The sequence below is a fragment of the Fibrella musci genome (assembly GCF_041321105.1).
Lineage (GTDB): Bacteria > Bacteroidota > Bacteroidia > Cytophagales > Spirosomataceae > Fibrella > Fibrella musci.
Map to the genome: position 1 here is coordinate 640,549 of NZ_JBGGWD010000003.1, position 13,333 is coordinate 653,881.

The window sequence follows — 13,333 nt, forward strand, 5'->3', positions numbered from 1 at the left end:
ACGGCTGCTGTACAAGCTCTACTCAGGTACGTTGTCGACAGACAAATCGCTCCTACTGACAAGCCTAGCAGATCCGGATAACGCGGTCCAAGTACGTTGCTCACCTTGATCGATCGCCACCAAATGCGTACTCAGGTAACCGCTGTGGCGACTCACGCCCTGCAATTTACCGGTTGGGGCGAAGCTAAATGCCTTATAAGTTTAGTAAAATAAAATAATAATATGGCTACTTGACAACTTACATTGACTCTAGTTACGGAATAGCGTGTTCCTCTACCTTGCAAGGCACTCGGTTCAAACTACTTTGGCCTCTACACCTTGAAACATCCTGAAGTAGTTTATGATACGATGAAGTATTATCTCTTTTTGATTTTCATCAATCCAGCTACCGTCATCCCATCTTTTAATACTATCCCGATAAATAAGATCATTCCGTACCTGAATTTCACAGATGAGTGCCTTATCCTCCTGCTGGTAAAATAACTGTTCACCTCTACCAATAATTTTAATCTTGTAACCAGCTTCTATATTAACCTCAACCATTGGGCCTGTTGAAAAATCGGCCTTTAGTGCTTGCATAAAAGCAAACTCATCTGAATTAAGTTTTTTCTCCCCCATAGCCAATTTATTTACACTTGACAGAACCCACAGGCAATCCATCTTTCCGCATTCGTATGATTGATGACACAAGCGAATTCTTCAACAGGGCCGGCTTCTCGATTCTCCACCAAGTTCGCATACCGTAATCTCCGATCTTTTTAGCACCCGTTGAGAACACACTCACCGTTCCGGAGGCGGACTCTGCAAAACGCTTGGAGGCAATATCCCAAATTTCGGCCGCTTGCTTTCCTGGCAAGTTTTCGAATAATTTTAGTTCATCCAAATATTTACCACCAACAGTCTGTTCAAGCGTTGTCTTACCCACCCGTTTTGCCCATTCTTGAGCAGTATTCATATTTTTTCCAGACCAAAATACAGCTCCATCTTTAGAAGTTGAAAAATCTAAGGTGGTCTGCGCCATCTGTTTCAACTCATCAAAAGAAGGCATACCACTTAACCCAGCAACGTCTTTCCACGTCGCGGGGTTTTCAACGTAGCTGTATAACCCCATTCCACCTTTCAACCCAATAGGATCCTGACTGACATAGCCCCCCTGCTGCGGATCGTAGTAGCGGAAGCGGTTGTAGTAAAGGCCCGTCTCCACATCCTCGTACTGCCCCTGAAACCGGAACGGACAAGCCGCCCGTGTGCCTTCCTGTATCCGTACCCGCCCGTAGGCCGTCGTCTGCGCCGACCAGGTACGTTGCCCGCCCTGATCGACCATATCCAGCGGTGTACCCAGGTGATCGGTCAGGATACTCTGGCGGCTGGCGCCCTGCAACTTGCCAATGGGTGCGAAACTATTTTCCTCGAACAGCCAGGTGATGATCGCCTCAGTGTTAGTACCGTCCAGGCCCAGCTCCGCCCATTCGTGTAGAGGTTTATTGCCCTCCCATAGCCAGTACGTCGTCTTGCCTTTGTAGCGCTTGCTCAGGCGGCGACCCAGCGCGTCGTAGGTGAATGACACGCGGTGTCCATCGGGGCGCAGTACGCTGGTCAGCATACCGTTGCCCGCCCACTCGTAGTGCCAGACCTCGCCCTGGCGGGTCATCTTCTGCGTCAGGTTGCCCTCAGCGTCGTAGTGATACGTCGCCTCCCGACTGCTGAGAAGCTGCCCACCCGGCCCATACTGTCGGTCGTCTTTGGCTTCGCTTTCGTAGAGGTTACCCACCGCGTCGGACCGACGCACTTCCTGGCTTCCATCGCCATAGTGCGCGTTGGTCAATGCCCCGAATACGTCGTGCTCGTAGCGGGTTATGCCCGTCATGCTGTCCTCAATCTGGCTCAGGATATCCCCCGTTTGCCACTGGTAGGTACGTTGTCGAGTAGCGTGGCTGCCCGCCGTAATGCGCTGCTGTGTGGGCCGACCGGCCGCGTCGCGTTGCCAGCCGATCTGCAGATTCCCGCTCAGGGTGCGCTGCACTTCCAAGCCCCGGCTGTCGTAGCCAAACCGGGCCTGCCAGCTACCCGCCGCCATCTGTCGCACATTGCCCAGCGCGTCGTAGGCAAGCGCCAGATCGGCCCCCAGCGATGAACGTACCTGGGTACGTTGCCCCAGCGCGTCATAGCTGTACTCGACCCAATGCTCGCCTTGCGATTCCCAACGTACCCGGCCCAGCGCGTCGCGTTCCAGGCGCACCGTCGTGGCCTCGTTCTCCGCCCGGATCAAGGCCCCCACTTCATCGTAGTCGTAGCGTTCGGTCGTGCCATCGCTGTATTGCACTGTCCTGATCTGCCCGGTTGGGCTGTACGCGTAGGTGGTGTATCGGTCGGCGGGGCGCAATACGGTGGTCACCCGGCCAGCGGCGTCGCGTTCATACCGGCGGAGCAAGCCATCGAAGCCTTCTTCTTCCACTACCTGCCCGTTGGCATCCAGCCCAAAGCGATACAGCAGGCCTGCTTCGTTGGTCAGGCCCGTCAGCCGACCTTCTTTGTCATAGCTGAAGCCCACCTGCTGCCCAGCCTGCCGCCGCTGACTCAACCGACTCTGGCCAGTATATGTGAACGTAACCAATTGCTCACTCTGACGAGCTTCGATTACGTTACCCACTCCATCGTAGACCAGTGTTTGTTGGGTTCCATCCGGCTCGGTAAGCTGGACCAGTTGGCCCGACCGATCGTAGCGGCGCACCTGAACAGCGCCCATCGGGTCGGTCAGGGTTGTCAAGCGCCCAAGCGCATCATAGCCTCTTGATCGGATTTGCTCGTCTGGTGTGATGATGTGCGCCAGTTGATGCCGCTCATCGTAGCGAAGTTGCGTGGTTTGCTCCAGCGCATTGACAACGGTAATGAGCCTCCCCTGCTCATCATAGACATAGCGGGTTTGTGCACCCAGCGGGTCGGTTTGCCCAACCAGCAAGCCTTGCTCGTTGTAGCTATACGCCCAACGGCGACATTCATCAAAAATTTTCTGGAACTTTTACTTCATCGCCATAAATCCAGCTTAACATACGACTTGGCTCACCTAACTGGTAGAACTCGTTAACGGCTTCTAACGCTTTTAGTTTGCTAACGAACAGTTTAGAGGGCACTAACCACAAGTCTCTTACAACATATACCTATGTACCTTCTTCGCTATCACTGCCCGTAGTCGACATATTAAGGCCCATCCGGTCGATCTGACGAGGCTAGTTCTAATATTGACCCATGAATTAGTTCGTAAAGTCTTTTCTCTTGCATCTGCCCATGAGACCCAGCAGTAGCATAGTTACCTTGCCTGCCCTTACAGACTCACTCACGGATCAATAAGGTACTTTAAAAAGGTGCATGTTTAAACTCACCTGTACTGATGTTTATCACCCTACGTAACCACTTTATGTCATTGTGTATAATACTTCACCTTTAGTATCGCTGATGTACATAAAATGGTCATGCTGTTCGAACAGACTTGGTGGGGTCACATATGATATAATCCATACAGAATCGATTTGCCCATCTCGAAGTAGCTTGTTTTGCACATACCGAGCCTGAAACCCTTCAGAGGTGTCGAATCCCATTTTGTAGGTTTGCAGGGCATATGCTGCTATTTTGATGGCGTCTTGTTCTGTTAATTTTGGCATGGCTATAGTTTGGCAACTTGTTCGAGACCTAGCTTACTGCGAATAAGTAATTGAGCAGAATTAAACGCTATTTTCCCAAGTAACTATTTTTAGTTTAATGTTTATTTGTGATAGCTTTAAATTGCCTACTCCTACTGCCAAGCGATTGGTCAAGAAGCGTGGTAAGCTAGCCTTTCACAAATGGTATACTTTAATTATGCTCACTTACTTATAGCTAGCCCGAAAGTAGGCGCTAGCAATACATAGGCGAAACAGGTTGCACCTCAGCCGGTAGCGGCTTAGTCGGTAAACTTAAACCAATAGCGTTGGATAGCCGTGGCGGGCTCGTCGTGGAAAAACTCGTCGGCGTGTTCCGTTTGCAGGTATTGCAGAAACCGGCGGGTAACGCGACCCTGTTCCCGACTAAACGCCCCATAGCGGGCGAAGAAATTATGAACATCCTGATTGGTAAAATGCAGTTGGTTTCGCAGGATGTAATCAAAGTCAACCTCAGGCATCTGCTTGTCCAGCCCTAGGTTCTTGACCCGCCCAGCCATGGCCACGGCATCATACTCAGTAGGCAGGGTGAGCGCGCTGACCAGGTTGCGCGGGAGGTCGTCGGCCTCGTCGAAGTTGATCAGTATCAATTGCACAAATGCCGGGAAATAATAGTGGAACGCCTCGCTGCTGAAACACGAATAACTGTTGCGCTCCTCAACCATGAAGGGTACGTCGAGCGATTGCCAGGTACGTCCCGCAAAGGCCCGTTTGATTTGCTCACATTCATCGTGCGTGCCGGAGTTGTCGTAAATAAGTTGCGTATCGGTCGGCTGCGCTACGTTAGCGAAAGCCACCCGTAGTTGGGCGAGGAGGTCTTGGCTGGTCATAGGCTATAAGCGAATTTAAGGGATGGGAATTAAGTTTCGGGGAGGAAAGAGCCGTGAGCCTTCCGATATAATTAGGTAGATAAGTAGAGCTGCCCCCGTCAGGCCGGTTAGCTGCTCCATTTTCCGGATAAAGTTGGGGTCATATTGCGGGCTGGCGGGCTGGGTAATGACGATGGCTTTGGAGCCGGTTGGGGGGCGGGCTGTAACGAAGGCTCGGGATTGGGTCGGCATTTTTTGAGTATAAGCTCCTCACAATGAGCCATACCTCTAAATCGGTTATTCACCTCCTCCTTGTGGCGAGTGTCGCCGCCTTTGTAACATTTCACCATGATCTTCCAGCGGGCCATGGCACAGGCCCGCTGCGCTTCCCATTTTACGGCCAGTATCGCACAGGAATCATTGCCTTTACACGACGCTTTCGCTTTTTTGCAATTGGCATCAACGGCTCGCTGCAAAGCCGCCCGTACCGATTCCGGGCAGGTCGAAACCTGGCTCTCAATGGCGGCCGCTGGAGGGCCGCTGGCGACCATTGGAGTACTGATAGCCGGAATTGTAGCCCCCGCCGATGCAAACGTTAAAGTGGGCTGAGAAACTTGCAGGGTCGTTCGTTGCTTGACAAACGATTCACCGGCGCCGTGGCTTTCCAGTGGCCAATTATTGTCATGTACAACAGCACCGATCGCAATCCGCTGGGGGCTGATCTGTAGCTGAACCTGACTGCTGCCTGCTTTGGAGGAAGAAGGCCCACCCTGACCTGGCAGAAAGCTGACGTCCAACCCCGTGCAATAGGCGTTGAAGAAACTGATTGTCTTCTCGGTCGCTTTAGACGAGGCCTGTAACAGGCGCACTTTGCCATCCTGCTGCATGGTAGGCGAGGCGTACGCGCCCCCGGACCATCCACTGATACAGAAATGAGTCCTGATCAGCGGGGATAGTCAGCGTGCACGTGATGGTGCCGCCCAGCACGGGCGAAGCCGGTCGACCTAGTTCGTCAACCTCCTGACGCACGTAGAGCTCGTATCGATACAAGGGGTATTTCTTCCCGCCTACTTCCAGAAATGCTGTGAATGATGCCATGTCTTACGCATTTGGCCGCGCTGTGAGCCGTTACGACTGGCTAGTTGACCGGTCGCACCGTAACGGCTAAGCCGATTAGTCACCAATGTACGTACCTCACGACTTAATGCCCCCCCGAAGGCAATTTGTTTTGAGTAAGCGGCGACATCGGAACGTACCCAGCTGGTGCCCTCTAATAAATACTCTTGGCGAATCCCGGCTGAACGACCACTTTTATGCGCTCCGTTTCGGGATCATATGTACACATTCAGACTGTACCCGTACTTGCGGCTGTCAAGCGTGCGTTTCCACGGTCAGCGCCATCAAGATCGTACCCACCTAGACCTCTCTTTCTTTCTGCTCTATGACTACTATTGGCCTATTAGTACCCCAATCGTCGCTATACCCTACCCTACCATTTGACCTGACTGATGGCCTGAAAGCGGGGCTTGCCCAGGCGGGCCTCACCAACACGCGGGTAGTGATGGAGGCCGTTAATTTTGGAACCGATTCGCTGGATGTGCAGGCCAAAGCACAGAAGCTTCTGCTTCAGGAAGGGGCCGACGTGGTGATTGGGATGCTTAGCCGCCGCGTTTCCGACGCCCTTGCCCCCATGTTCGCCGCAGCCAACCGATTGCTGCTATTGCTTGATGTGGTGGGTGAGTTCTTTACTGGCCTTCCGCCTTCACCGCACATCTACCATCATTCGCTTCAGGCTAGTATGGGTAGCTGGCTCATGGGCCGGGATGCCGCCGCCCTTGGCCATGTGATGCAGGTAGCCTCGTTCTACGAAGCGGGCTACCTCCAGGGATACGCCCAGATGCACGGGGTTTTGGCGGGCGGCAGTCAGATGGGTAAGTACGTCGTCACGGCTCATAAAGCGGCTGATGTAACGTTGGCAGAGGTACAAACTGGCATTGCGGAGGGCAAAGCGCAGTCCATTACAGCACTCTATTCGGGCGATATGGCCAGCCAGTTTTACGAACTGTACGCCCAACTGCCCGAGCGTCTGCCAACATGGGTAGCCCCACTCGCGCTGGAAGAGCAACTCCTGGCCACGGTACCGTACCGGCTCGACGGCATTCGTGGGTACGTTCCCTGGTCGGAGCGGCTGACGAACCCGCTCAACGATCAATTCCAAGAGACACTGCGGCGGCGCGGGCGGCGGCCCAATCTGTTTTCGTTGCTGGCCTACGAAGCGGCGGCCTTTCTGCCAACGTACCTGGACCAACTTGGTACGCAGGGCTACGCCGAACTGAGCCACTTGGATACCTTTACCTTCGACAGCCCACGCGGCCCCATCGCAATGAACCCCACGACGCACTATTCAGCCGGACCCATGTATGCGGCCACGCTGGAAGCCAGCCAGTCAGGGCACTGCCAACTGGCGGATCTAACGCCCGACCCAGCGGTTGGTGAAGCCATCGACAGCTTGTTGGCGCAGGGACTGCTGCCCAACTATGCCAACTGGTACAATACGTACCTGTGCATTTAGAGACGCCATACCCTACAACGAAACAGGTCTGGCACAAACCCAATTAAGTGGCTCTGTGCCAGACTCGAACTACGCTTATCAGCGTTTATTTCCCAAAGCGCTCAGCCTCTTTGCTCAGTTGCTGAGCCGTTGCCGTGCCCGGCTCGATCAGCAAACGGTGGCGGAACGTCAGCGACTTACCTGCTTTCAGCACATAATCCATAGCAGCCTCTTTCCCATTTGAAAACACGCTCGGCGCCATCGGGTTTGCCGCAAATAAACCATAACCGCGCGCATGCCAGTAGGTGGGGTAACCTACGTTTTTGGGATGGTCGAAAAGCGTGACGCTCACAGCTTCATTCCCCGGTAACGTACCGGTGAGTTCGACCCAGGGCGCCCGTGTTCCCCACACGGCATCACCCTCGATTCCTTTGGCACTCAGGTATTTGCCGGTGACGCCTTCGTTGTTGAGCGCAGCTACAGGCGTGGCCTTGCCGCTGGCATCCGTAAACACTTCGGGTTTGGTTGAGGGGTGTTCCAGTTGCCGGGCCACACGCACGGCAATCATCCCTTCTTTGTTGTCTTTGAACGTTACATCCTGATCCAGCGCCGTGAGTGTCGTTTGTCGGTCGATGCGGCGCGTGGGGCCGTCGGCTTCAAACGTAAACAGGGTCGTTTCCCGGAGCATGGTCTTGCCGTCTTTGCCACGCCAGTCGGCTTCGACGGTCAGCTCTGCCCGGTTGCCTGCCTCATTCAGCCGGGCAATGTTGGTGGTCACAATGGTGCCCATCGGGCTTTTGTGGCTGGGGTCAATATCGTTGGAGTTGTTCCAGAAGTCGTGTCCGTTCACATCGCCATAATTGAACCACATACCCACGTGGTGCGGGTGATCGACGCGTTCGCCGGGGCGGGGTTCCATCGGCCAGCCGCGGGTGATGGGGTTGCCCGTAGCGGTCAGAATGGGAAAAAGAGCGCCCTTCTTCAACACCGACGCATCAGGGTAGATATAGGCTGTAAACAGTTTGCCATCAACCAGCACATCTACACGCTCTTTGCCCCGTTTCAAGGTCACCTGTTGTTTTTTGGCGGGCGGGTTGGCCAGTTCCAGTTGGTTTAAAGAGGTTTGCGCTGCTAGCAACGGCAGGGCCAGCAGCCACAAAGCGGGAGAAAAACGCATAGCAATCGGGTTGGTTTAGAACCCATAAAGCCAAAATCGCGGCCAGATTACTTTGCTCTTTGCCACATAGTCAACTCGTCGCCAGCACGACGTAAGTTGACGGGCAAGTGCGGTAAGGCTACATCGACTTTTTTCTATATTCGCGACTACTAAACCGCTCTCAATCAAGATATGGAATCCCAACCAAACCAATCCCCCTTTCAGCCCACTTACCTCTCGCCGGAAGCCATTGCCCGCGAGCAGGCGACTTTCATGACGCAGGTCTACGGCTGGATGACTGTTGCCCTGCTGGTTACCGCCTCTATTTCGATCTGGACCGCTTCGTCGGAGACGTTACTGACGATCATCTTTGGAAACCGGCTTGTTTTTTACGGGCTGCTGCTCGGTGAAGTAGGGCTGGTAATGGCGCTTTCGGCCATGATCAATCGCCTGACGGCCACCACCGCAACGGCCTTGTTTCTGGTTTATGCCATCCTGAACGGTCTTACGCTAGCGTCGATTTTTCTGGTCTTTACCGGAGGCTCCATTGCCTCTACGTTTTTCGTCACGGCGGGTACGTTCGGGGCTATGAGCGCCTACGGATATTTCACCAAATCGGATCTGACGCGCTGGGGTAACCTGCTGCTGATGGCGCTGGTTGGCCTTATTATCGCCTCGGCCGTCAACCTGTTCATGCACAGCGAGACGCTATACTGGATCAGCAGCTTCGTGGGTGTGCTGATTTTTACGGGACTAACGGCCTACGATACCCAGAAAATCAAGGCGATGAACATCATCGGAAACGCGGGTACAGACGAAGACCGCAAAGAAGCTATTATGGGCGCCCTGACGCTCTACCTCGATTTCATCAACCTGTTTCTGTACCTGCTGCGCTTCCTGGGTAACCGGAAATGAACTCATATACCAAGTCCTGAATAAGGTCTGGCCAATATCGGTCAGACCTTATTTTTGGGGTCAAATGTCAAGGCATCTCCATTGATGCAGTAGCGCAGGCCGGTGGGGTCCGGGCCGTCGTTGAAAACATGACCCAGGTGCGCATCGCAGACCGCGCAACGTACCTCGGTGCGGTTACCATCCGGCTCGGTATAAACGGCGTTGGCGACGATGGCCCCGTAAAAGCTGGGCCAGCCGGTATGCGAATCATATTTGGTAGCCGACGCAAACAGGGGGTTATGGCAGCCGGCGCAGTGGTACATACCGGCCCGATGCTCATTGGTGAGGTCACTGCTGTTTGGCCATTCTGTCTCGCCGCCCCACATCACCGCATACTGCGCGCGGCTGAGTTGGTCGCGCCATTCGGGGTCGGTTTTCACGACGCGCCTGCCCTGTGGAGACGTTACACCGGGAGGGCGCCGATGCGGCGGTCGGGGGGTGGCTCCATAGTAGCCATAGAACCCCAGTGCCCCAATGAGTAACAAAGCACAGATCAGAAAAAGGCGGTTGGTCGACAACGAATTGGGCTTATTTGGATTGGCGTTGGGTACGTTACCCGCAGTAATCAGAAAACAAGTTGCGGCGCTGATTAGCTCCCGAAACAAGGGCCTAAAAAAACTCAGAGACAGACCAAGCGGTCCGCCCCTGAGTGACACTCTAACCCAAAAAAGAACCTACATCTTCCAGTAAATTCAATCAATCAAACGATCTTACACAGACTCTAAAAACAAACCTCATTCGCCAAACTGGTAAGCTCTTTTCAACAGTTGTAGTCGATTTACTAGCTAGTTTATTTATACTTATTGATCCGATTTATTGCGCCTAAGGTTACGGATAATCACTACAGCCAGAATAGTCAAACCGGCAATTAGCCAGAGCACAATAACGCCCACTATAAGTTCGCTAACCATGCGCTTAAGGATGGTAGAATTAATCTCTCAGGCCAGCACAATTGGCTTTTATTTCGCTCAAAAAGCTGGCTATACGCTTTATCAAGGTTTATAACGATCAAGATTATTGCCTCAGCAAGATCCGTTCTCCCTTGTGATTAGCGCGTAGGCGGCCTTCAGTGGCAGCGATTTTGAATTAGGTACAAGTGGGCTCATAAAACAGACATACCGGTTTTCGTTTACGTGCACAGTTGGTTACTACTGGGTTGCAAATCGGTATAGCTCGATAAATACAATTAATACGCCATTATCTTTTTGTATAAACGGATAAAATAATTTCTAAACGTAAAATGAAGCGTGTTCAAGCTGAAGCACTGCGTTTCAGGCCAAAAGATACATATGATGCCTATCTGGCGTCTTTCTTTTTTCGAATCGGAGAGAGTGAGCATCATACGAATAAACGTTTAGGCATAGTCTTTGACCAATGAGGGACCTTGTTTGGCAAGGGGTAGCAATAAAAAAGCTTGCCTGTCTCAGCAGCAACAACCGGGGTCATTACTGCTAAGACAGGCAAGCTTTTTTCGACGTAGTGGCGCAGCTTAATCCTGCCCGCTATTGAGTTTTTCGAGCAACATCCGATTGAAGTTTCGCTCGGCTTTGTAAAGCTCTTGAAGTTGTTGAGGCGAAATGACCTTCAGAAAACGCGACATATACTGATCGTCCAGCTCACCCAGGCTCTGCCGGGCGGCGTTGATCTCCTTTAGGTTCGACAAGGCGGCTTTATCATCAATGATGCCCTGCTTCGTATTCTCGCCGGTCAGTTGACGGATTTTGCGGTTCAGTTCTTTCTTCCTGCCGTTATACTCGTTGTAAACGGCCCAAAACTGGGGTGCCTGCTCGGTGGTTAGGTTCAGCCGGTTGGTAATGTAGCCAATCTTCGCCGATTCGATTTTCTGCGAGCCGTTCTGAGCCTCAGCGTGGGTCAGCGAGAGGGTCGTCAGTAGTAGAATGGCTAAAAATAACTGTCTCATAGTAGCAATATAGTCATTAGACTCCCTGTTGTCATTCGACATTGTTGTCACGTCCACTGCCGAATGACAGCAGCGTCAAGATTAAGAACCTACGGTATTCAGTTCTTCACTGATGTCCTGCATATCCAACTCGCGCCGGATGGCATCGGGCTGAAGGTCGAGGTACTGGATAGTAGTCGAATCGCTGTTGATAATCGCCTGATCGGGTTGCATCGTCTGTACTTCGTCGGGGTTGAGGCCCTGCTCATCCAGATAAGCGACAATCGCGGCATCGCTCACCCCACTCAGCGACTCCTGCCCCACGCTATGCTGCTGCTGTGGCCACGTAATCCAGACCAACGCGGCTACCAGCCCTGCCCCAGCCAGTGAGGCTACCGTACGGCCCCACGACCAGCTGATGAGCGGTGTAGTTTCCTGCGGTTTAGCCACCCGTGCCTGCACCCGCGAGGCCAACGTATCGAAGTAACCGTCGGGAACACCGGCCTGCATCTGCTCAAGCGGATGCCGACGCAACGGATGTCCCGCATCCAGCTCTTCCAATCGTATCGGTTGTTTCCTGTTCATATTGCTTTGACGTTCAGCCGGTGTAGAGGTTTAACGATTGGTTAAAAAATCCTCGATCTTTTTGACCGCCAGGTGATACGATGCCTTCAGCGCCCCGACCGACGTACCGGTAATCTCCGAAATCTCCTCATACTTCATGTCGTCGAAATACTTCATGTTGAACACGAGCCGCTGTTTATCAGGCAGTTTAAGCAACGCTTTTTGCAAAGCCATCTGTACTTCTTCGCCGCTGGGATCACCACCGCTGGTTGTGTAATCGGAGTTGCTTTCGAGCTTCTCCATCAACTCGCCCTCTACGTCGCCGATTGGCAGAAAAAAGCGCCGCCGCTTCTTATTCAGAAAGTTAAGGCATTCGTTGGTGGCAATGCGGTAAATCCAAGTATACAACTGACTGTCGCCCCGAAACTGTTCCAGACTCGCCCATACCTTCACAAACGTCTCCTGCACGAGGTCGTCAGTATCGTCGTGATCAATCACCATCTTACGGATATGCCAATAGATTTTCTGCTGGTACTTTTTCACCAACAGATTAAAGGCATAGTTCCGGCTCGACGGATCGCGGTATTTTTCGAGTAGTTCCTGGTCAGTCATAAAAAACAGTTTACAGTATACAGTTTACAGTATACAGTTGGCTGGCGCTAGGATAGACCTGCAACTGTGTACTGTAAACTGTATACTGTAAACTCATTTCCGTGCCATCGCCCGCTTAACGGCGTCAACAATATTAGCGGCTTTCAGGCCATATTTTTCCAGCAGCTGGTCGGGCGTGCCGCTTTCGCCAAAGGTATCCTTCGTTCCCACAAATTCCTGCGGGCTCGGCAGGTTTTGCGTCAGCGTGTGCGCAATGCTCTCGCCCAGACCACCCAGGATGTTGTGCTCTTCGACCGATACGGCGCAACCCGTTTTCGTCACCGACGCCAGCACCGCCTCTGTATCCAACGGTTTAATCGTGTGAATATTGATCAGGTCGATCTCGATACCCTCGGCAGCCAGTTGCTCGCCAGCCAGTACGGCCTCCCATACCAGATTCCCCGTAACGAACACCGAGCAGGCGTCGCCCTCACTCATGTGCCAGGCTTTTCCGATCTCGAATTTCTGATCGGCCGGCGTAAATACGGGCAATACCGGACGGCCGAACCGCAGGTACACCGGCCCGTCGTACTCGGCGATGGCGATGGTCGCGGCTTTGGTCTGGTTGTAATCGCAGGTGTTGATAACCGTCATATTGGGCAGCATTTTCATCATGCCCAAATCTTCCAGAATCTGGTGCGTGGCACCGTCTTCACCCAGCGTCAGGCCCGAGTGCGAGGCACAGATTTTGACGTTCTTTTTCGAATATGCCACCGACTGCCGGATCTGGTCATAGACACGCCCCGTAGCGAAGTTGGCAAACGTAGTCGCAAACGGAATGTGCCCACCGATGGTAAGGCCCGCCGATACGCCAATCATGTTGGCCTCGGCAATCCCGCACTGGATGAAGCGGTCGGGAAACTCCTTGATGAAATTATCGAGCTTCAGCGACCCGGCGAGGTCGGCTGTGAGGGCCACCACATTGGGATTGGTTTTGCCCAGTTCGTAAATACCCGCGCCGAAGCCCGATCGGGTGTCTTTTTTGTCGGTATACTCGAATTTTGTCATGGTCGTTTATGATGGCAACGTACCCGGCAGGTACGTATCCCGGTT

General features: G+C 53.0%; 13 protein-coding genes and 1 pseudogene. 2 read left to right on the forward strand and 12 right to left on the reverse strand.

Going from position 1 to position 13,333, the window contains the following annotated elements:
• Positions 1-294: 294 nt before the first annotated feature.
• The 6 genes and pseudogenes from ACAW74_RS12560 to tssD (ACAW74_RS12585) all read right to left on the reverse strand — a co-directional run bounded on the left by ACAW74_RS12560 (position 295) and on the right by tssD (ACAW74_RS12585) (position 5,602).
• Entirely contained in the window at positions 295-618 is a 324-nt protein-coding gene (locus ACAW74_RS12560) for a hypothetical protein (RefSeq protein WP_370698549.1), read from the reverse strand.
• 7 nt (positions 619-625) lie between these two features.
• Positions 626-3,007, reverse strand: a complete 2,382-nt coding sequence (locus ACAW74_RS12565) for an RHS repeat-associated core domain-containing protein (protein ID WP_370698661.1) — start codon at positions 3,005-3,007, stop codon at positions 626-628.
• A gap of 930 nt (positions 3,008-3,937) precedes the next feature.
• On the reverse strand, positions 3,938-4,525 hold the full coding sequence (locus tag ACAW74_RS12570) for a hypothetical protein (protein ID WP_370698550.1): 588 nt from the start codon (positions 4,523-4,525) through the stop codon (positions 3,938-3,940).
• 15 nt (positions 4,526-4,540) lie between these two features.
• Entirely contained in the window at positions 4,541-4,756 is a 216-nt protein-coding gene (locus tag ACAW74_RS12575; RefSeq protein ID WP_370698667.1) for a hypothetical protein, read from the reverse strand.
• Between the two features lie 74 nt (positions 4,757-4,830).
• Positions 4,831-5,391 (reverse strand): annotated as a pseudogene (gene tssD / locus ACAW74_RS12580) (type VI secretion system tube protein TssD); the annotation flags it as partial.
• The gene (tssD, locus tag ACAW74_RS12585) at positions 5,348-5,602 is read right to left on the reverse strand and encodes a type VI secretion system tube protein TssD (RefSeq protein ID WP_370698551.1); all 255 of its coding nucleotides are present in this window, start codon (positions 5,600-5,602) and stop codon (positions 5,348-5,350) included. The pseudogene tssD (ACAW74_RS12580) and the gene tssD (ACAW74_RS12585), both read right to left, overlap by 44 nt.
• Positions 5,603-5,945: 343 nt before the next feature.
• Here tssD (ACAW74_RS12585) and ACAW74_RS12590 point away from each other — a divergent pair, with 343 nt between their 5' ends.
• Positions 5,946-7,076: an ABC transporter substrate-binding protein gene (locus tag ACAW74_RS12590; RefSeq protein ID WP_370698552.1), complete on the forward strand. Its 1,131-nt coding sequence runs from the start codon at positions 5,946-5,948 to the stop codon at positions 7,074-7,076.
• Between the two features lie 85 nt (positions 7,077-7,161).
• Here ACAW74_RS12590 and ACAW74_RS12595 read toward each other — a convergent pair whose 3' ends face one another.
• The gene (locus tag ACAW74_RS12595; protein ID WP_370698553.1) at positions 7,162-8,232 is read right to left on the reverse strand and encodes a DUF6807 domain-containing protein; all 1,071 of its coding nucleotides are present in this window, start codon (positions 8,230-8,232) and stop codon (positions 7,162-7,164) included.
• Positions 8,233-8,403: 171 nt separating this feature from the next.
• On the opposite strand from ACAW74_RS12595, the gene ACAW74_RS12600 reads away from it, so the two are divergent.
• The gene (locus ACAW74_RS12600; RefSeq protein ID WP_370698554.1) at positions 8,404-9,126 is read left to right on the forward strand and encodes a Bax inhibitor-1/YccA family protein; all 723 of its coding nucleotides are present in this window, start codon (positions 8,404-8,406) and stop codon (positions 9,124-9,126) included.
• Between the two features lie 41 nt (positions 9,127-9,167).
• Here the strand turns inward: ACAW74_RS12600 and msrB are convergent, their stop codons facing one another.
• The 5 genes from msrB to ACAW74_RS12625 all read right to left on the reverse strand — a co-directional run bounded on the left by msrB (position 9,168) and on the right by ACAW74_RS12625 (position 13,288).
• Complete coding sequence (msrB, locus tag ACAW74_RS12605) at positions 9,168-9,683, reverse strand: peptide-methionine (R)-S-oxide reductase MsrB (RefSeq protein WP_370698662.1); 516 nt, start codon at positions 9,681-9,683, stop codon at positions 9,168-9,170.
• A gap of 971 nt (positions 9,684-10,654) precedes the next feature.
• Complete coding sequence (locus tag ACAW74_RS12610) at positions 10,655-11,086, reverse strand: hypothetical protein (protein ID WP_370698555.1); 432 nt, start codon at positions 11,084-11,086, stop codon at positions 10,655-10,657.
• An 81-nt stretch (positions 11,087-11,167) separates the two neighbouring features.
• Positions 11,168-11,650 (reverse strand): hypothetical protein, encoded by a 483-nt coding sequence (locus tag ACAW74_RS12615; RefSeq protein ID WP_370698556.1) that lies wholly within the window; start codon positions 11,648-11,650, stop codon positions 11,168-11,170.
• A gap of 30 nt (positions 11,651-11,680) precedes the next feature.
• A complete protein-coding gene (locus ACAW74_RS12620) occupies positions 11,681-12,241 on the reverse strand; it encodes an RNA polymerase sigma factor (protein ID WP_015334107.1) in 561 nt (186 codons plus the stop codon).
• Positions 12,242-12,334: 93 nt separating this feature from the next.
• Complete coding sequence (locus ACAW74_RS12625; protein ID WP_370698557.1) at positions 12,335-13,288, reverse strand: transketolase family protein; 954 nt, start codon at positions 13,286-13,288, stop codon at positions 12,335-12,337.
• Positions 13,289-13,333: the final 45 nt, after the last annotated feature.